Source organism: Pedobacter arcticus A12, from assembly GCF_000302595.1.
Classification (GTDB): Bacteria; Bacteroidota; Bacteroidia; order Sphingobacteriales; family Sphingobacteriaceae; genus Pseudopedobacter; species Pseudopedobacter arcticus.
The window spans coordinates 18467-37608 of record NZ_JH947125.1 but is presented as its reverse complement, the minus strand read 5'-3'; the positions used below and the strand labels follow the sequence as shown (position 1 = coordinate 37608).

The window sequence follows — 19142 nt, the reverse complement described above, 5'->3', positions numbered from 1 at the left end:
TTTTAACGCAGGGTTCTCTATCGAGAAACCCTGCTGGGACTAAATAAATCTATTTTCTTCCCGTTTCATATTAAAAAAGCTTTGCATCTCGTCCATAAAAACCTATGTGGTTAAAGAATCTCTTTACTATAACGTTGATTGTAAAAGCTGTTGTAAATCTTGCAACGTATTAATTTCCGAAGCGTTTTTGTCTTTACGCCAACGTAAAATACGAGGAAATCGTAAAGCTAAGCCAGCTTTATGTCGCTTGCTTTCCGCGATGCCTTCAAAAGCGATTTCGAAAACTAATTCGGGTTTTACGGTACGCACAGGACCAAATTTTTCGATTGCGTTTTTGTTGACAAATGAGTTGACTTCCTTAATTTCTTTATCGGTTAAACCAGAATAAGCCTTAGCAATCGTTACTAAATTTTCTCCATCACGAACGGCAAAAGTATAATCCGTGAAAAAATTTGCCCGCCGACCGCTTCCTTTTTGCGCATAAATCATCACGGCATCAACAGTGTACGGATTCACTTTCCACTTCCACCAGTCGCCACGTTTACGACCAGCGTGGTAATGCGAATCACGCTTTTTCAGCATGATGCCTTCGCTGTTTAACTCCCGTGATTTTTGTCTTTCTGTCGCCAGTTGTTCCCAAGAATCACATTCTACCACCTCGGATAGTAGTACATTATCTGCATCTAATTTCCCGATGATGTTTTCTAAAATTTTCCTCCGTTCGCTTAAAGGATGTTCGCGGAAATCAATGCCTTCAAACTCCAACAAATCGTAAACGAAGAAACCAATGGGTGCGCTTTCCAACTCTTTCTTTGTTATATTTTTACGGTTTAACCGCTGTTGCAAAGTACTGAAAGACAATACCGCTTTGTCTTTAACTGCCAAAATCTCTCCATCGATGACTACACCATCTGGCAAAACATCCACTAAAAAATGAAGTTCCGGAAACTGTTCGGTCACTAATTCTTCGCCCCTGCTCCAAATAAACAACTCGCCGTTGCGTTTCACAATTTGTCCGCGGATACCATCCCATTTCCATTCTGCCTGCCAATTAGAGATTTCTCCCAAATTTTCTGGTTCCGTGTCTAAAGCATAAGCCAAGCAAAAGGGATAAGGCCAGGAATTATCGGTATTCACATGTTCGCCGTTGATTAAATCGGAGAAAGTCATGACATATGGATCCCATTTCCCCATAATGCTGTGGGTAATTTGAACGCTTTCCAAACCACTCTGCTTCGCCAACGCATTAACCAGATTTTTCGAGGAGATTCCGATTCTAAAATTGCCAGAAATAAGCTTATTAAAAATGAACCGCTCGTTGGTTTCTAAACTGTTCCACGCCGTTAAAATAAAATCTTTTTTAGTTTCATCATCTTTGCCTTCTAAATTTTGGAGATTTTCAATCCACTCGTACAAATGCAAATCAGATTGATGTTCCGCTGGAGGTAAAAGCAGAGCGATGGTTTCGCTTAAATCGCCAACGTTCGAATAGCTTTCTGTAAAAAGCCACTCAGGTATATCTGCAATATCAATAGCCCAATATTTTAACAAGGAAGATTTAATAGGGCGCTTTGGCTTTTTACCAGTAAACAAAGCGATTACCCAAATTTTATCTTTGTCATCGGCTTCGTTAAAGTAGTCGACTAAAGCGCTAATTTTATCGTTGGTTTTATTGCTAAGTTCCAGCTGTTGGATGAGTTGGGCGAAACGTTTCATTTGACAACCTCCGTTTTAGCTTCAGTTTTTTTCTCAACGGTTTCGGCTAAATCAGCTTTGTTTTCCTCATCGTCTTCTTGTCCGAAATGCGTAGTTACCACATCAGAAGAAATGCCGTTTTCATTTAAATACCTAGAAAAAGCCGAAGTAAATCCATGCGTGACATAAACTTTTTCGGCCTCCGTTGCTTTAATGGCTTCCATTAAACCTGTGAAATCGGCATGGTCGCTCAAGGCAAAACCTGCATCAGCACTTTGCCATCTTCGATGTGAACGAACTTGCATCCAGCCAGAACAAATTCCTGTAACGGGATGATTCAAACTTTTCATCCACTTGCTATCCCGCATGGCGGGCGGAACAATTACAATTCCTTTTTGCAATTGGTCTTTTGTGATTTCCTGCGTTATTCTGGTAGTTTCTGGAAGTGGAACGCCGGCTTCAATAATGACTTCATTTAAATTAGCGATGCTGCTATGAACGTAAATTGGCACATCGCCAGCAAGGTTTTTTATTAGCCTTTGCGCTTTGCCTAGGCTGTATGCAATTAAAATACTTGTTTTTTGATATTCGATGTTGTTATTGATCCAGCTTTTAATCCCATCAAAAACTGCCTGTTGTTTCTGCCATTTGTAAATCGGCAAACCAAATGTACTTTCAGACACGAAAGAATGGCATCTTACAGGTTCAAAAGGCGTACTAATACCATCATCCTCAATTTTATAATCTCCAGAAATTACGCAAATTTCTCCTTTATACTCCAACCGAACCTGAGCAGAACCAATGATATGGCCAGCAGGAAAAAAGGAAATATTCACACCGTTTCTAACCAAACTTTCTCCGTAGCCCAAAGTCTGCACATCCAAATCCGGACTAATTCTCCTTTTGATAATGGGACTTGTTAAGGTATGACACAAGTAATGTTTATTCCCGAAACGAACATGGTCGGCATGGCCGTGAGTAGTTACCGCATAATCCACGGGCCACCATGGATCAACGTAAAAGTCGCCTTGCTTGCAATAAATTCCTCTTTTGGTAAATGTGATGAGCGCCATGTTTTTGAATAACAGATGAAACTGTATTTTGTTGAATAAAAACTATGCCGAGGATGTTCAGTTATAGCAACCAATCTCGATGAAACTACTGATAAACTCGCTGAAAGCAAACCATCAAAAGCAAAAAGTAGAATCTGCTTTCTTGTCTTTCTTATTTTATATAACATTTTTGTTACTATTTTAGCTGGCGCAAACTCTTACATCTAAGAAACTCTATGTCGTTATGTTGCGGTTAATAAAAGGAGTTTAAAAATTGGAGTCAATAACAAACCACGTAAAGCCGAATGAAATTTAAGTTATTATTTTGTCTGTTGTTGATTTTATACGTAAGCGGCTTTGCGCAAAATGCTGACAGCTTAAAAAAGCAAATACAACAAGTAACTACTGATACAGCAAAAATTACGCTTTTAAATAAACTGGCAACCGTTTATGCGCAACAAGGAAGAGGTAAAGAGGCAATTGAAGCGTATGGCAAAGTTGTTTTTTTGGCAAAAAGAAATAGGGCTTTACTAGCAAAAACTTATAATGGGATTGGAAGTGTTGAGGCAGATTTAGGTAGAAACGCCGAGGCTTTAAAAGCTTACCAAAGCGGATTAAAATTTACATCAGAAAATGATTTTTCGTTAAAGGCTGACATTAACAAAAATATAGGAGCACTATACTTGAGCTGGAAAAAGCTCGATGACGCTTTAAAATATGACAATATAGCCGAATACTTTGCGATTAAAGGAAAAGACGAGCGCACAGTAGCCGATTTAGCTAATAATAAAGGTGCTGTTTATGAGCAAAAACAGCAGTTTGATAAAGCGCAGAACAACTATCAAAAAGCTTTACGATTCTATTTAAAAGAGAAAATAAATGATAGGATCTGCCTCACTTACAATAACCTCGCAATTCTAGCAAAGGTTCAGAAACAGTTTAAACTTGCGACTGATTACTATGTGCTCGCCGTTACTTTTGCAACTAAAGCGGATAACAAATGGCTAACCGCGGCAATTGGTAATAACTTAGGGAATTTACTAAGCGAAACGGGGGAATACGAACGAGCCGACATTGAGCTAAACAATGCATTGAAACTTGAAAATGAGATCAAAGCAGGCGAATTGATTCCCGAAACTTTAGAGAACATCGCTGATAACGAGAAACGTCGCGGAAATTTCAAAAAAGCTTTTGAATACATGAAACTCACTGCGGCAGAGAAAAGCAAGTTTATCAACTTAGAAAACACCAAAGAATTGACACAGTTACAGGAAGAATTTGACGCGGTCAATCGCCAAAAGAAAATAGAGTTGTTAAGTAAAGAGAGCAAAATCCACCAGCTTACGTTGAGTAAGAAAAACACTACAATTTTGTTGATCAGCGGTGCCTTTTTAGCAATAGGTTTTATAAGTTTTCTTGCATTTAGCAGGTATAAACTACGACATGAGAGTAAAATTAAATTAGCAACCGCTGATGCAAAGAGTCAAGTTCAAGAGGAAAAACTTCGTATCTCCAGAGAATTGCATGATAATATTGGCGCACAGCTTAGTTTTATCAACGGTTCTATCCAAAGTTTAGCATCCGCGGATATTGGAAATCAACAACTGCAACAAACCCAACAAGTTACGCAAAACACCATCAAAGAATTGCGGAGCACCGTTTGGTTAATTAACCAGCAAGAGTTTGATTTAGATGCGTTTGTTGTTAAACTCAGGGAATATTTAAAACCTTATTACGGTAGCAAACCTGAAATTAAAATTGACAATCAAAGCGATAAAGATTATGTTCTTGAGCCGATTATCGCTACTAATCTGTTTAGGATTATACAAGAATTGGTAAATAATGCCCTTAAGTATTCTGAAGCAAACGAGCTAGTGGTAAATTTTAATGCGGTAGAAGGGAGCCTAAAAGTAACGGTTGTGGATGATGGAATTGGTTATGATTCAAGCACTAAATCTTCGGGTTATGGGTTAAGAAATATTGAGGAAAGGATAAAGACGATAGGCGGAAATCATAAAGTAACTACTTCACTTGGCGACGGAACAAGATTTGTTCTAAATATCCCGATTTAAAAATCTACTCGGATTATAGTACTTAAAGCAAAAAAATTGAGCGGTCTTATCAGAAAATAAAATTACTAATAACCAATTACGAGGTTTGATGTTGACCACTTTTGATGATGAGACTATTTTTTTTTTCGGTTAATTACGGCAGAGGACCAGTAGTCATTTATTAAGAATAAGAAACTGATTCTATTGTTTTTCTTAGGTTTGTATCCAAACATTTTGAGTTAATTCGTCTTTAGCTTATCAGTGTAAACGGCAAGGCAGAATAAATAAAAAGTTCGGAAAAAAAAGGAATGTCAAAATTACCAAAGCAGTATCAATTTATCGATTTATCAGATTATGGTCGTATACCTGGACGATGGCTTGCTATATCTTTAAAAAACACAAGTTTTACACCTGTTGGCGTTACCACACTATTTATCATTACTGGTCTGTTGGCAATCGTTGCGATAATGTTTGGTTATCTAGCATTAGCAGCGTTTTTATTGATTTTAAAATCAACCATTGATGCGGCTGACGGAGAACTTTCTCGTTTAAAAAATACGCCTTCTTATACCGGTAGGTATTACGATTCTATTGCAGATATCATTTTGAATTTTTTATTTCTGCTTACATTTATGTATCTCACAAACGCATCGTTTTTATATACATTTTTGGCATTTGTTGGCATTCAACTACAGGGTACAATTTACAACTACTATTATGTTATTTTGAGACATAGTGTAGAGGGCGATTCCACCAGTCGTATCTTTGAAATTGAGGCACCCATAGCTTTAAAAGGAGAAAAACAAACTACGGTAAACCTATTTTACAAGATTTATTATTTTTTATACGGCACCTTTGACAAGGTTGTGTATCTATTGGATAAAGACGCCGTACACAGCAAACCTTTCCCAAAGTGGTTTATGACTATGCTTTCTATGTACGGCTTGGGCTTTCAGTTGCTTATTATGGCAGCGATGTTGGTTTTCGGATTACAGGTGTACATCATCCCATTTTTCATCTTTTACTCGGTGTTTATTTTTGTTTTCATCGGAATAAGGAAATATTATTTGGGAAACAAGTGAGCTTAAACAATCACCTGTTGTGCCTTAAAAGCTACATCAGCCAAAAAATTATCTACCCAAGAAATCACCTTAGCTTTACTGTTTTTTGTGTTCAATATTTGGCAAAAAGCTTGTGATCACACCAATCAATGGTAAAAAAGCGCAGATTTTAAACACATATTCAATAGTAGTACGATCGGCCAGCCAACCTAAAAATGCAGAGCCGATGCCCCCCATCCCAAATGCGAAACCAAAAAACAGGCCTGCAATCATTCCAACCTTTCCTGGAACTAAGTCAGTAGCGTAAACCAAAATCGCCGAAAAGGCCGAGGACAAAATTAAGCCAATAATTACAGCGAGCGCACCTGTCCAAAATAGGTTTGCATAAGGCAACATTAAAGTAAAAGGCGCTACCCCTAAAATGGATATCCAAATAATATACTTTCGTCCAAATCGATCACCTAATGGCCCACCAATAATTGTTCCTGCGGCAACAGCGGCCAAAAACGCAAACAGGTATAATTGCGATTGCTGTACCGTTACCTGAAACTTATCAATCATAAAGAAAGTGAAATAACTGGTCATACTGGCCATGTAAAAGTATTTGGAGAAGATAAGTACCAACAAAATACCTAAGGATATCATAATTCTTTTCCGTGATAAAGCTGGAATTTCTCTCACGGCAACGTTTACCGGTTTTGCTTGTTTTAAGTAAAGGTGGTTTTTGTACCATTTCCCAATTCCTATCAAAATAACAGCACCTATTACCGCTGCCAAAGCAAAGCAGATAATATAGAGCTGCCCATAAGGAACTATAATTAACGCCGCAAGTAAGGGACCAATAGCACTACCGGCGTTTCCGCCTACTTGAAATATAGATTGTGCCAAGCCTTTTTTTCCGCCCGAGGCCATATGGGCAACACGTGAAGATTCTGGATGAAAAATAGAAGAACCCATTCCAATTAAACTTACAGAAACCAATAACCAAACAAAACTTGTTGCAAAAGAAAGCATAACCAGTCCGCACAGCGTAAACATCATCCCTATTGCTAAGGAATACGGACGTGGATTTTTATCGGTATATAAACCAATAAAAGGTTGAAGCAATGATGCGGTTAGTTGAAAAGTAAATGTTATTAATCCAATTTGGGTAAAAGATAAATCGAAGTTGGTTTTTATCATCGGGTAAATCGAAGGAATTACCGACTGCATCATATCATTTAATAAATGTGTGATGCTGATTGCAAATAAAATAGAATAAACAGTATTATTTACTTGTTTAGTTGTTGCCGCTTCTGTTGTTGCCATTTATAATTGCCGTGTTTAGCGATATTGATTAAGTGAGTGGCAAATTTAAAACGACTTTCTATAGCTACCAACTTTTAGCTGAAAATAAAGTGTGCTATGCTTAACGAGGATGGGATAAAGTGAGCTGGGGTTATTTGGAAAGCTTAATTTTAAACAAAAAAAGCCGTGAGCATTTTTTTCATGAAATAAAAAACCCCTATATCTTGCTAAGATATTAGGGGTTAAACAAATGACTCAATCGTATTAATGTTTTATTACTATTTGTTTTTTGATGGTTTCTTTACCTTCAGTAATATGAAGGTAATAAATGCCATTAGGGAAGCGTGTGGTATTAATAGTTAGCTTTTTTTCCTTATTTTGGTTATTCCTCTCCATTAAAACTTCTCCTTTGTGGTTAAAAAACTTCACATTAAACTTCTTATTAAAGGCGTCAGTTTTAATTCCTTTAGCTTGTACATCATCATTTAACACATATTCAACTGTTGTTTCAGTATTGGAAGGATTGGGATAAACTGTAATACGATAATTGGGATATGCGTATACGGTAATGGTCTTATATAATGTTCTGGTACCACAATTACTAATAGCATCTACCCAAAGGGTATAATCACCCGGTTGATCAAAAATTTCTCCAGATGTATTTGGTACATTATCATAAAAAATAGTTGCATTAGGTGTACTAATATGCCATGCATAAATAGATGCATCCCGATATTGATTTTCTAGCGTGAGGAAGGCATAGAAAGTTTCGCCTTGCGCAACGATGTCATCTCCTGATATAACAGCATCCCATTGTGGCAAACCAATACTAATGACCTTAGATATAGGTGTAGGTATTGGGCAGGAAGGATTATTTATGGTTGCTGTTAGCGTCACTTCGCCATCACCTACTCGAGTTAGTGTTACTATATTGTTATTAGAAGTAATAGTGGCAATACCACTTGTGGGGCTTATACTCCAGTTTATGCTTGCATTAGTTGGCAAGCCAATTAAACTATAACTTTCTTGATTACATACAGAAGAGGAACCATCAATAACATAAGCTGCCAGATAATTAACAGATGGTGGCTGAGGATTCCCATTGATTTCTGCCGTTATCCAATCTACAGCTCCTGACCATAGCTCCACATGCTCACTATTTTTGCTGAATGAACCAAAGTAACTATCAAAAGGCGTTTCACCGGAACAAACTAAGTTTCTTGTGCTTACATTTTCTGATAGATTTTGATTGGTACCTGAAAAAGCCAATGCACTTTTGGTATTGATAAAGCTATGATCTCTTACAACCGAGTAAAATCTTGCTTCAAAATCGAGTATAAAATTCAAAGCAAGACTGGAAACAGACCTATTGCCCTCATCATACAAAATGCCTTGAGTATCATAAGTACCACCGGGAGCTACATCATAACCTGATGAATTAATAGGATTAGAAGCTTTGTAATTACTAGATGAACCCATAAATGATGATTCCAAAACAGTTTTACTCGTATTCCCATAACTTGGAGTAAAATACATCTTGGCAGAACCCGCAGTCCAAGTTCTCCATCTTATACCTAAGAAGCCTATTGATTTCCGCCTTCGTATATCAAAAGTAAAGGCCTTTTGTTCTGGCGAATTTGTTTCTGTTCCACCTAAACTTCCATCTATCAAAGCTATTTTTCTAAAGGGAGAGCCGGGGTCACCTTGAGGAAACCCTAAATTATTTAAAACAGTTAAAAAGTTGTCCCTAAAATTTGGAGCACCACTGGGTATTTCTGAATTCGAAAGAAAGTGATGAACCAACATTTGCTTTGCAGCGATAGAACTAATTTTATTGTCACGATTTGCTATTAATTTCTCGCTGTCCGTTTTTCTTGCATAATAATCTAAAAACCATTGATCTCCAATTGGAATATTTGCCCCATTATGAGGAGAATCAAAAGAAACCCAAAGACGGGTTTTATGAGGCATATTATGCTGTTCCATATACGTTAAAGCATATCTACTAATTAAGCCTCCCATACTTGGACCAATAATAACCAACTTTTCGTCCCCCTCCTTCAAAGTATTAATTTTATCAATTAATGTCATCAATACTCTTGCATTTCTTTCAATATAATCTGCACCGCCATCACGCATAATGGGTAATTGCGCACCAAAAAAATTCCTTGTTCCAATCTTATATCCTGGAAAATTTAATACTATGATGTCATAACCTTGACTTCTTAAATTCTCTCCTAGTGTTCCTCTATTTGCATTATTTAAATAATCGTCATACAAAACTTCAGCACTTTGTTTATCACCTGGATCAAAGCCATCAACCACAATAATTGGTTTTCTAATGACACTATCGCAGCTACCATTTTTTGCATAAAAGATGGTAGCTTCACCATATCCTTTTGTTGGCGTAGTTTCATCGTATCCTTGAAAAGTTAAATCGCTCCAAAATTTTAGCTGAGTATTTGGGCTACTACATAAGGTTGTAGGTACGCTATTGGATTTAAGATATTCAGACGTTTCTCCTATTATTTTAACTCTCCCATAAGTTACTATAGAAGAATTATCACTAAAACCTGCAGTAAATTTCAAATATTTGTATCCAGATGAAGTATAATTGACGGAAACACTATCATTTAATCCAACATTCACTGCTCCATTTCCATCGCCAAAATCTACCTGTAGAGAAGTTAGAGTGATATTTCCTATATTAATAGCATAAATAGAAGAAAAATCATACTTGACACTTAGTGTTGTAACACTGTCTACCAATGGACTTGCAACAAAAGAATGGATAGTGAGAAACGGATGAGTGGGTCTTCCCGGCACATCATAATACATACTGTCAACCATTTGGATTAATCCATTTGAGATTGCATTTGAATCTATCACATTAAATTGATAATTACCTAAACCAACCGGAATTTTTCCTTCAATTTTTGCAGATAGTGCTAAATCTTTTAAATCATTAACTGTTAGCCATGTGCTGGATGGCGTATAAGCTGCTCTGATGATTTCGCTGTAAGATTGTATAAAATGCCAATGAGAACTGGTATCAGGAGTAGAAAAATTGAAATCTTGCAGGCTCGCAATTGGAAAGACTCGATCATAAAGTACCCCAGTACCAGCTTCGGTTTTGTCCAAATGTTGAAAAAGACTATCTGCCATTTCTGTGTAACTTAAATTAGAATTGTTTTGTATAGGTATTGCTATGCTAGTGGTAATATTCCCCGAGTTATAGCCATAGCCTTCTGAAACCACATAATAAGTTCCGGCTTGCAATGATATGGAAATCGAAGACTGTAGCCCGGCACATAAGGGGCCATTGTCATCGTTAGAAGTTATCAAATTTCCATTAGCATCCAGTAAATGTACATAGGTATCAATACTGGAAGAACAATGTGAAATGTTAATCTGAGTAGGGGTGGTGACCGAAAATTTATAAAAAATATCATCACTCGGTTGCCCATAATTATTACCAAAACCATAAGAAGTCCCATTATTTTTAGTATCGTTAAAAGTACTATTGCTACTACTCAAAACACCAATGTTGATTGGATTGTTGATATCTGTACCGGCCAGCAGCACATTGATAGCGGTAGTAATATTACCTGAATTTGTACCATATCCTTCTGATACCACAAAATAGGTCCCGGCAGCAAGGGAAATGGATATGGAAGATTTTAGTCCGCTACATAGCGGGCCGTTATCATCATTAGATACTATGGTATTTCCGTTAACATCCAACAGGTGCATATAGGTATCAAAGCTGGAAGCACAAAGTGACAAATTTACTTTTGAGGCTACAGGAATAGTGAATTTATAAAAAATATCGTCAGATGCTTGCCCTATATCATTGCCGAAACCATTGGCAGTTGAATTGTTTTTGGTATTGGTATAAGTGTTACCTACATTGAGTACCCCAACGTTGACAGGATTATACATATTTGAACCAACCGGCTGTGCATAGCTTTTAAATTTAAGGCATAGCAGTAACAAGAGGATTACGTAAATCCTCAAACTTTTTTTAGTTTTCATACTGTTTTTTTAGTTATATATTACATCAAATCTTCCATCGGCTACGGTAATTATATCATTTGGGTCGTCTTCATTCTCTGCTTTAAAGCTGAATGTGCCACTTATTATTTTTTTACTTCTGTCTATTTTAGTAATATTAACGATGCCGTTCGTCTTCGGAGTAGTTTTGTAGTATTCGTCGGTATTGTAGTCTCTAAACTCGAAAGAGTTAAACCCACTATTCGATTGATATTGGGAAGGCCTGTCAACAAAAAGAAGTAATTCAATAGTACTATTTGAACTTCCCTGCCCCACAATATTTAAAATATTGTTTGAATAATTTGCTCTTAACCCGCTACCACCGTTAATACAACTCCAGCAAGCCGTTTGTATCCAAGTTTTGCCATTTACTTTGGCTGCCATAATATTTTTGCCCTCCTGTGTGGCTTTTGGCAAATCATCTTTTTTACAGGAGGCAGTTAGTAATAAAATAATTGAAGCAAGGATTATTTTTTTGAATGTTTTCATGATTTTATAGGTTATTTATAGGTTATATCAAATCTTCCATCGGTTACGGTAATTATATCATTTGGGTCGTCTTCGTTCTCTGCTTTAAAGCTAAATGTTCCACTAATTATTTTTCTGACTGTATCAATTTTAGTTATGTTTACCATTCCAGTAGAGCTAGAATTAGTTTTGAAATAATTATTATTACCGTAATCATTAAATTCTGGCGATATTGTTATCCCGTTTATTGAATTCTCTCCCAATTTTAGGTTTTTTATTAATATTACAATTACAGTATTGTCAGATTTATTATTGAATTGCTGACCACTCACTCTGAAAAGACCGTTTTCATACAATGCATTAATCCCGCCTCCACCACCTATACAACTCCAACATGCCGTCTTTACCCAAACCTTTCCATTAACCATAGCCGCCATGATATTTTTCCCTTCTTGCGTGGCTTTGGGTAAATCGTCTTTTTTGCAAGAGGTAGTTAGTAAAAGAATAATTGAAGCGAGGATTATTTTTTTGAATGTTTTCATGATTTTAAGTTTTAGTTATAGGTTACATCAAACCTACCATCGGTTACCGTAATTATATCATTAGGGTTGTCTTTGTTTTCTGCTGTGAAACTGAATGTTCCACTTATTATTTTATTAGTTTTATCTATTTTGGTTATATTGATCTCACCGATTGTGTTAGCAGTTGTCTCATAGTACCCCGCTTTTGACAAATAATTTATTTCATTAAAGCCGCTTGTAGATAAATATCTACCTGGGCTATCGACTGAAAACAGAAACTCAATGGAGCTTTTTGCACTATCTTTTTCTTGCTGTGCAACAATATTTAAAATATTGTTAGCATAATTTGCTCTTAATCCACTACCTCCTTCAATACAGCTCCAACAAGCAGTTTTTACCCATGTTTTACCATTAACCTTCGCCGCCATGATATTTTTCCCTTCTTGCGTGGCTTTTGGTAAATCATCTTTTTTACAAGAAACCGTAAGCAGAATAACTGCTCCATATATTATTTTTGTTAATGTTTCCATATTAATTTAAGTTTAATTATATTTAATATCGAACCATCCATTAGTTACAGTTATGATATCAGAGGGATTATTTTCGTTTTCTGCTTTAAATTCAAAAGTTCCTGCAATTATCTTATTAGTGGTGTCCAATTTTGTGATTGTGATTTTTCCTTTAAGATTCTCCGTAGTGTAATAGTTAATATGATTAGAGAGATCTGAAGAAACTTTAGCGTAATTTGGAGCCTTATTATTTCCGCTTCCATTGCCTAGAGTATATGTGGTTTTATTTTTTAAATTTTCTATTATTAACGTTAGTGTGTACTTTAAGTCTCTATTTTGTGCTGAAATTCCAAAAAAAGTTCGGTCGTCATAATTAATGCTAATACCGCTACCCCCACCTATACAACCAAAACAGCCTTTTCTCTGCCAAACCTTTCCATTAATTTTCGCCGCCATATTATTAGAGCCAGTTTGGGTGGCTTTTGGTAAATCATCTTTTTTACAGGAGGTAGCTAGTAATAGAATAATTGAAGCCAGGATTATTTTTTTTAATGTTTTCATAGTTTTTAGGATTAGTAAAAATTACTGCTTTGTTCTTTCTGTGGTTGGCAATAGCTTATTTAATTGCTCTTGAGTTAGCAATTTTTTCAGTTTGTTGTTTTTTTCCTCTATCAGCACATCAATTTTTGTTCTCATTTCTTGAGGAGCCAACTTTTTACTTTCCGCTACTTTGCTAGCGTTGGTCTTATAATCCGCCATAATGGCTTCTACCTGTATGGCAACCGCATTAGTAATATTGAGCTGTTTGCTTAGCTCGAGTTTTTGAGATTGCTTGGGGCCTTCAGTTTGCGCTTTGGCAAATAAGCCGGTTAGCATAATTGTTAATGTAGTGATTAAAATCTTTTTCATTTTTCTGGGTTTAGGTCTATTTATTAAATTTAAGCACTTGATTTACAGTTATCTAATTATTTATAAAAAATAAATTTTTCATCTCTATTTATACAATTAAATATCTTATTAGTACATTCATATTTCAAATAAAAAACTTTAAGTTAAATAATGTTCAAATATTTCACTAAATGTAGTGATTCAGAAATTTTTTATCTATAAAGATCCTATTTTTTTAAGGAGATGGATATTACAATAGATTGTAAGTAAACATTTCAACTTTTGCTTAAAATTTACCATATCAGCGATATATTAAGGCTATATTCTGGTGCAGATTGGTTAAAAACACAATCGCGGATATATGAAGAACATAGAATGGAATTTCTATTAAAAAAATCCTCCTTAACCAAAAAAAGCCGTGAGCATTACACCCACGACTTCTCAATCAAACGCCGACTCATCAATTAATGATAACTTGTTTGGAAACTAACGATCCGTCCAAAAGAATCGCGTTTATAATATAAATTCCCTGCTTAATCTTTGACGGGATTTTAAGAGTAGAAACCGTAGTTTTTTGCTCGTAAACCTTTGCTCCGCTTATGCTGTAAATCTCTACCGATTTAATCGCTTCGCTAAAGTTGATTACTTCCGTAGCAGGGTTCGGATAAATACTAAAAACGACCTCTTTTAAATCAAATTTCACTGCTCTGGTTTCACTATATTCAAAACTGCCGTTTAAATCTACTTGCTTCAATCTGTAATAATTAACCCCGTTTGAAGGAGCTAAATCTTTAAAATTATAAACGTTCAGCTTTTGAGACGTTCCGTTTCCTTTTACTTCTCCAATTTTAATAAAACCGATTCCGTTGGTGCTGCGTTCAATTTCAAACTTATCATTGTTAAGTTCACTTACTGTTTCCCAATACAGTTTAGCAAATTTAGCATCCGCGGAAGCTAAAAATTTAACCATTTTAACTGGCAAAACTCCAACACCTTCACCAATTCCAAATTGCGAGAAGCTAGTTAAGCCAGATGCGAACGCTGTAACTATGCCTGCCGTTATAGAAGAGCCTACGTTCGTTCCAACATTTGTCCAGTCATAAAAACTATAATTATCTTCTCTCTTTAATAAATAAAAATTAGTAGCTGTTGATGAACCTATTGGCGCAGATAAAGTTGCCGAGTAAGTACCGCCAGTTGGTTGTGCGTTTGGTGTGATAAACCAGCTGCCAGTCGCTAGCACATTAGTTACTGTTTGTGTACCAATGGTTAAATTTGGCTGACCGCTAATTGCTGCTGTTGAAAAATTTGCAGTGATGTAGCTTGTGCCAGTTAAGCCGTTTAACTCTAGTGAGGTTGGCGCATAAACGCTTGCTAAACCTACCGGGAAATTGTAAGTGCCAGTTGGGTTTACGCTACGTTGTAATTTCCCATCGATATAACTTGTTGTAGATGAGGTAATGGTTGCATTTGGATTGGTCATGTTAAAAGTTTGACCAGCACCTACAGTAATCTTTCCTTTAACCAAATTTACATCGCCGGTGAAAGCAGTGGTTCTGTACAAAGCAACTCCGCCGGTTCTATTAAATTCTACACTGTTATTTAGTGTTGAAGACATGTAGCCCGAATCAAAAGTTGCTGGAGCGCTATCTCCAAAAATTAATTTACCAGTTCCTGATAAAGTGCTAAATGGTTCACCAGTACCAAATCCAAAAAATGTTCCGCTTCCAGTTACGTTAATTGTTCCATTATTAACAATACCATTTGGTGTGTAAAAAGACGACGGCAAAGTTAAGACAGATCCAGAAGCAATTTCTATCGCGGCCGCTGCGCTTCCACTTGTCGGTGCATTATTGGGATATTTTAACGCATTACCAATTACCGCTTTTACTGTTGCGCTTGGTATGCCGTTACTCCAGTTGCCAGCCGTATTCCAATCTGTTGTTCCAGCTCCACTGGTCCAAGTTGTGGTGCCGGCTTTTATACCAATACAAAACATGGTATTTATAGAGAAAGGTGCAATAGAAGTTGCATTAACTGTAATTACCCCGGTAGTTTCTGTAATTATTGCACCACTTACAATAACCCAAGCTTCAGTGACACCAGTAGTTGTTGATGCCCTTCTTAACAATACATAATCATTTGTGCTTGCTCTTCCATTGGTATAGTTTGATGTTTTTAAAGTAAGATCGATTGTTCCTTTTGTAGAAAAAACAGTGGGTTCAATAAACCATTGCCCAGAATTGATAAAGGATGTATACACATCAGAACCACTGGTAAAAGATACAGGAACAACACCATGAGAATCAAATTTAACATTGTAAACAGACGGAGCAGCGATGCTATTATTTGTGATACTTACTTCTCCATATTTTCTAACGCCTATTCTATGATATTGAAAATCTCCTAACGGTAAAGTATAAGTACCGCTTGTACCGACACTTTTTGATAGCTTTTCGGCAGCAATAGCGTTAATAGGTGCTGTAATTTGTATAGTTGAATTAGGGTTAGTTTGTTCTAAATAGTTAGAACCGAATTTCCAGGCATTTACCAAGCCCGAAATTATATTAATGTTTCCACCTAGTTTACCTAAAATATTAATGGAGTTGGCGTTTCCGATATTAACCTCAACATCATTGTTTACCACCCCTGCTACAACCTTTATAAGACTACTGTTTGCTTCAAATCTTATTTTTCCGCTTCCGCTGATACCGCCTCCATAACCTGAGAACTGAGTTTCTGAGCCAATCAATCTCGCAATTTCTATACTGCTATTGTTGATTAATCCGTTTGTTAACTTCAGTCCAGCATGGAGTTTTAATCCAGTAACTCCGGTATTAATAGTTAACAATCGAGCATTACTTTCTGCGGTATAAATTGCTGGATAATTTGCTAATCCTGCGGGAATGGTAGCATCAATAGTTCCGGTTGGAACGCCGTTGTTCCAATTGGCTGCGTTGTTCCATTCGGTATTGGTACTGCCAGTCCATGTTGAAGCTGTTAAAGATGTATTGTTGGGTACCGCAGTCGAGTTTACCCCAATTGTAAAATCCGAAAAAGAAGTTAAACCTGTTAAACCCGCAGTTACTGTTGCATCGCTTATGTTTTGTCCGCTAGTTGTACCACCAGTTTGTGTGGAAGCCGTCTTTGTCCCTTCAAAACTCCACGGACTATCCTTATCTTTTCGCTTTAACACCACATACCTTTCCGCATCGGTTACGCCGTTTGTAAATTCTGATTTTTGGAAACTCACATCGTAAGTACCGCTAGTTGGTGCAACGTCTGGAGTAATACTCCAATTGTAATCCCCTAATTGTGCAGTAGTTTTACCTGAGGCAAAACTTACATCAGGGGCCGTCGATTTGTAGTCATTTCCTACCGTTATTTTACTAGTTCCTGTTAAATTGTTAAGCGTTATAGTTGTTGGCTCATAAGGAGAATAGTTATCCGTTGGGAAAGTATACACGCCATTCGGACTAACTGCCCGTGTGATTTTCCCTCGAACATGTTTAGTTGGTCCGTAGCCAGTTATTGCATTTGGATCAGTACTAGTAACTTCTACAATCCCCGTAAGCAGTGCTGCCGTTCCTAAAAAGTTAAGATTTTTTACTTTGCCACCAAACTGAATATTATGGTTTAAAGAAATACTATTGTTTGTAGTTGGAAATGCTAAAGAGGCGTAAGTAATTGCACCAGCAGCGGTACCATTAAAGAAAATATCTCCATCTCCCTCTACTGCTTTCGCTCCGTACGCAGTAAAACTGTAATAACTTAAAGCGTTGTTTACCGATAAAATTCCGTTATTTATTATTTTCTCTGTTATTACCAAAGCAGTTGGCAAACTAGCCGTAACTCCAGCATTTATCACAACTACTCCCGCTTTCGGCGTTGTAGCAACAATTGGCATGTTAGCAACATTGGCATCAAACACTATTTTTGATTCTGCTGTTGGTACACCGTTAGACCAATTTGCTACGTCATTCCAATTTGTGGAACTTCCTAACCATTTTGTACTCACTAACTCTGTAGGGATATTGTCGAGATTTCCTTCAGCAATTAATACATCTGCTTTTATACTCGCCCAATTGGGAAAACGCGTATTAAAATCGGTATCAATAAAGTATGGGGTAAGCGTTGTATTGCCTACAGTTACCGCAGTTTTAAAAGACCCTCCAAAAGCAAATTTATTATTGTCAAGCGCTACAGCTGAACCTGCCGGCAATTTAAAAACCGTTAGGGGATTAAAATCGGCGTCAACTTCCATGGCAGCGTATCCGCTTCCGTCAAAGGTGATAAAGTTATTACCAGCCTTAAAAACATTCCCGTTTGCAGTAGCCGTGTACAACAAAATTCTACCGTTATCTGCCATTTGCATTTGCGTAGGGAAAGCAGCCGTCGCATTTGCATAATTACTTTTCGTTTTTACAATACCACCCGAAGTATTTAGTGTGATAATTCCACTCCAAGAGTACATTGCTGGAATGTAATCAAAAGGTGGTGGCGGAGCTAAATTTGGTAAGGATGAAAATGGAGCTATAGAAGCTGCAACCGCAGGGTTTTGCCGACCATAAGAATAATTAATATAAATTTCTCCATTTGTTGGATTTACTCCAAAAAACGTTGGATCTACGTAAGTACTAGTACTCCATTTTTTTTGCCCTGTATTATCTAACGAAACTACCCAAGTTCTCAGCGTACTTTGCCCACCATAGGTATATGGTACCTCGTAAGGCAAAGTTTCGCCATTAAATAAAATATCGCTACCAGATGAAGCTTTAAACGTTACATTTCCATTATCATCAACAAATTGACGAGGCATACTATTAGAAATGATACCTGCCAAAGAAGTACCCGCAAAAGCACTGGTCATCTCATAATGCCAAATTTCATTTCCAGTAGCATCCAATTTAATAACCCGTGTTGGATAAACTGAACCTCTAAGCGTATTGGATTTAAATATGGCGTAGATATCACCGTTATCTTTTACTTGCATGCCATAAAAATTAGGATTTGCTACACCTGTTGTCCCAAATTCGGTGTCGGAAAAAGTCGTTACTTTTTTAACGAACTCAAATTGCCCGCTTGCGCTTACTTTAAGCAGTTGTAAACCGTAGGCTGGAGCGGTTAAACTTCCAAAAGTTTTTTCAGCACCAAACCCCAGTCTGAAAATATATAGACTTCCATCAATACTAATTCTCGAGGAGAAAGTCACTGCAGATAAATCCACAGATTTGAATCTTTGAATAAGGACCTGAGTACCCGATGCTGTTATTTTTCCAAATAAAACGTCTAAGCTTGGATAATTTCCCAAAGCACCTGAATCATAATTAACACCAGCAAACTGATACTTGCCCATCATTCTGGCAACGAAGTACAAATCGCCGTTTACATAACGCATTTCTTCAATGTCTGCACCAGCACCGCCAAAATTCATGGCTTTATCCCAGCCGGCATTGTATTGTGCTTGTGTTGCTAACGTACCAATAAGCAACAATAGAAAGAGTAATAATTTTTTCATGATCTCTGTTTAGATGATTGGTGAAATTCGGTTAAAGAT

12 protein-coding genes are annotated in these 19142 nt (G+C 36.8%); 2 read left to right on the top strand and 10 right to left on the bottom strand.

The genetic code is table 11. The annotated features are described in order from the left end of the window. Nucleotides 1-126: 126 nt before the first annotated feature. Together B176_RS0101540 and B176_RS0101535 are read right to left on the bottom strand one after the other, a co-directional pair. A complete protein-coding gene (locus B176_RS0101540) occupies nucleotides 127-1716 on the bottom strand; it encodes an ATP-dependent DNA ligase (RefSeq protein ID WP_017257006.1) in 1590 nt (529 codons plus the stop codon). Further along, nucleotides 1713-2768, bottom strand: coding sequence for a ligase-associated DNA damage response exonuclease (locus B176_RS0101535; protein ID WP_017257005.1), 1056 nt, complete (start codon nucleotides 2766-2768; stop codon nucleotides 1713-1715). Before B176_RS0101535 ends, B176_RS0101540 begins: the two co-directional genes overlap by 4 nt. Nucleotides 2769-3052: 284 nt before the next feature. Between B176_RS0101535 and B176_RS0101530 the strand changes: the two genes are divergently transcribed. Beyond that, complete coding sequence (locus B176_RS0101530) at nucleotides 3053-4819, top strand: tetratricopeptide repeat-containing sensor histidine kinase (RefSeq protein ID WP_017257004.1); 1767 nt, start codon at nucleotides 3053-3055, stop codon at nucleotides 4817-4819. Between the two features lie 287 nt (nucleotides 4820-5106). After that, nucleotides 5107-5880 (top strand): CDP-alcohol phosphatidyltransferase family protein, encoded by a 774-nt coding sequence (locus tag B176_RS0101525; protein ID WP_017257003.1) that lies wholly within the window; start codon nucleotides 5107-5109, stop codon nucleotides 5878-5880. A 75-nt stretch (nucleotides 5881-5955) separates the two neighbouring features. Here the strand turns inward: B176_RS0101525 and B176_RS0101515 are convergent, their stop codons facing one another. The 8 genes from B176_RS0101515 to B176_RS0101480 form a co-directional block, all read right to left on the bottom strand. After that, on the bottom strand, nucleotides 5956-7167 hold the full coding sequence (locus B176_RS0101515) for an MFS transporter (protein ID WP_017257001.1): 1212 nt from the start codon (nucleotides 7165-7167) through the stop codon (nucleotides 5956-5958). 243 nt (nucleotides 7168-7410) lie between these two features. After that, complete coding sequence (locus tag B176_RS0101510) at nucleotides 7411-11181, bottom strand: T9SS type A sorting domain-containing protein (protein WP_017257000.1); 3771 nt, start codon at nucleotides 11179-11181, stop codon at nucleotides 7411-7413. Between the two features lie 9 nt (nucleotides 11182-11190). Beyond that, nucleotides 11191-11688, bottom strand: a complete 498-nt coding sequence (locus B176_RS0101505) for a DUF6252 family protein (protein ID WP_017256999.1) — start codon at nucleotides 11686-11688, stop codon at nucleotides 11191-11193. An 11-nt stretch (nucleotides 11689-11699) separates the two neighbouring features. Further along, entirely contained in the window at nucleotides 11700-12209 is a 510-nt protein-coding gene (locus tag B176_RS0101500) for a DUF6252 family protein (protein ID WP_017256998.1), read from the bottom strand. A gap of 11 nt (nucleotides 12210-12220) precedes the next feature. Next, entirely contained in the window at nucleotides 12221-12718 is a 498-nt protein-coding gene (locus B176_RS0101495; protein ID WP_017256997.1) for a DUF6252 family protein, read from the bottom strand. A gap of 12 nt (nucleotides 12719-12730) precedes the next feature. Continuing rightward, nucleotides 12731-13258: a DUF6252 family protein gene (locus B176_RS0101490; RefSeq protein ID WP_017256996.1), complete on the bottom strand. Its 528-nt coding sequence runs from the start codon at nucleotides 13256-13258 to the stop codon at nucleotides 12731-12733. A 21-nt stretch (nucleotides 13259-13279) separates the two neighbouring features. Beyond that, nucleotides 13280-13606 (bottom strand): hypothetical protein, encoded by a 327-nt coding sequence (locus B176_RS0101485; RefSeq protein WP_017256995.1) that lies wholly within the window; start codon nucleotides 13604-13606, stop codon nucleotides 13280-13282. A gap of 439 nt (nucleotides 13607-14045) precedes the next feature. Continuing rightward, a complete protein-coding gene (locus B176_RS0101480) occupies nucleotides 14046-19103 on the bottom strand; it encodes a T9SS type A sorting domain-containing protein (RefSeq protein ID WP_017256994.1) in 5058 nt (1685 codons plus the stop codon). Nucleotides 19104-19142: the final 39 nt, after the last annotated feature.

Bases quoted from the DNA above. Each gene is read 5' to 3' on its own strand.
- B176_RS0101500 (WP_017256998.1), bottom strand. From the start codon at position 12,209: ATGAAAACATTCAAAAAAATAATCCTCGCTTCAATTATTCTTTTACTA.
- B176_RS0101495 (WP_017256997.1), bottom strand. From the start codon at position 12,718: ATGGAAACATTAACAAAAATAATATATGGAGCAGTTATTCTGCTTACG.
- B176_RS0101505 (WP_017256999.1), bottom strand. From the start codon at position 11,688: ATGAAAACATTCAAAAAAATAATCCTTGCTTCAATTATTTTATTACTA.
- B176_RS0101515 (WP_017257001.1), bottom strand. From the start codon at position 7,167: ATGGCAACAACAGAAGCGGCAACAACTAAACAAGTAAATAATACTGTT.
- B176_RS0101530 (WP_017257004.1), top strand. From the start codon at position 3,053: ATGAAATTTAAGTTATTATTTTGTCTGTTGTTGATTTTATACGTAAGC.
- B176_RS0101540 (WP_017257006.1), bottom strand. From the start codon at position 1,716: ATGAAACGTTTCGCCCAACTCATCCAACAGCTGGAACTTAGCAATAAA.
- B176_RS0101490 (WP_017256996.1), bottom strand. From the start codon at position 13,258: ATGAAAACATTAAAAAAAATAATCCTGGCTTCAATTATTCTATTACTA.
- B176_RS0101510 (WP_017257000.1), bottom strand. From the start codon at position 11,181: ATGAAAACTAAAAAAAGTTTGAGGATTTACGTAATCCTCTTGTTACTG.
- B176_RS0101480 (WP_017256994.1), bottom strand. From the start codon at position 19,103: ATGAAAAAATTATTACTCTTTCTATTGTTGCTTATTGGTACGTTAGCA.
- B176_RS0101525 (WP_017257003.1), top strand. From the start codon at position 5,107: ATGTCAAAATTACCAAAGCAGTATCAATTTATCGATTTATCAGATTAT.
- B176_RS0101485 (WP_017256995.1), bottom strand. From the start codon at position 13,606: ATGAAAAAGATTTTAATCACTACATTAACAATTATGCTAACCGGCTTA.
- B176_RS0101535 (WP_017257005.1), bottom strand. From the start codon at position 2,768: ATGGCGCTCATCACATTTACCAAAAGAGGAATTTATTGCAAGCAAGGC.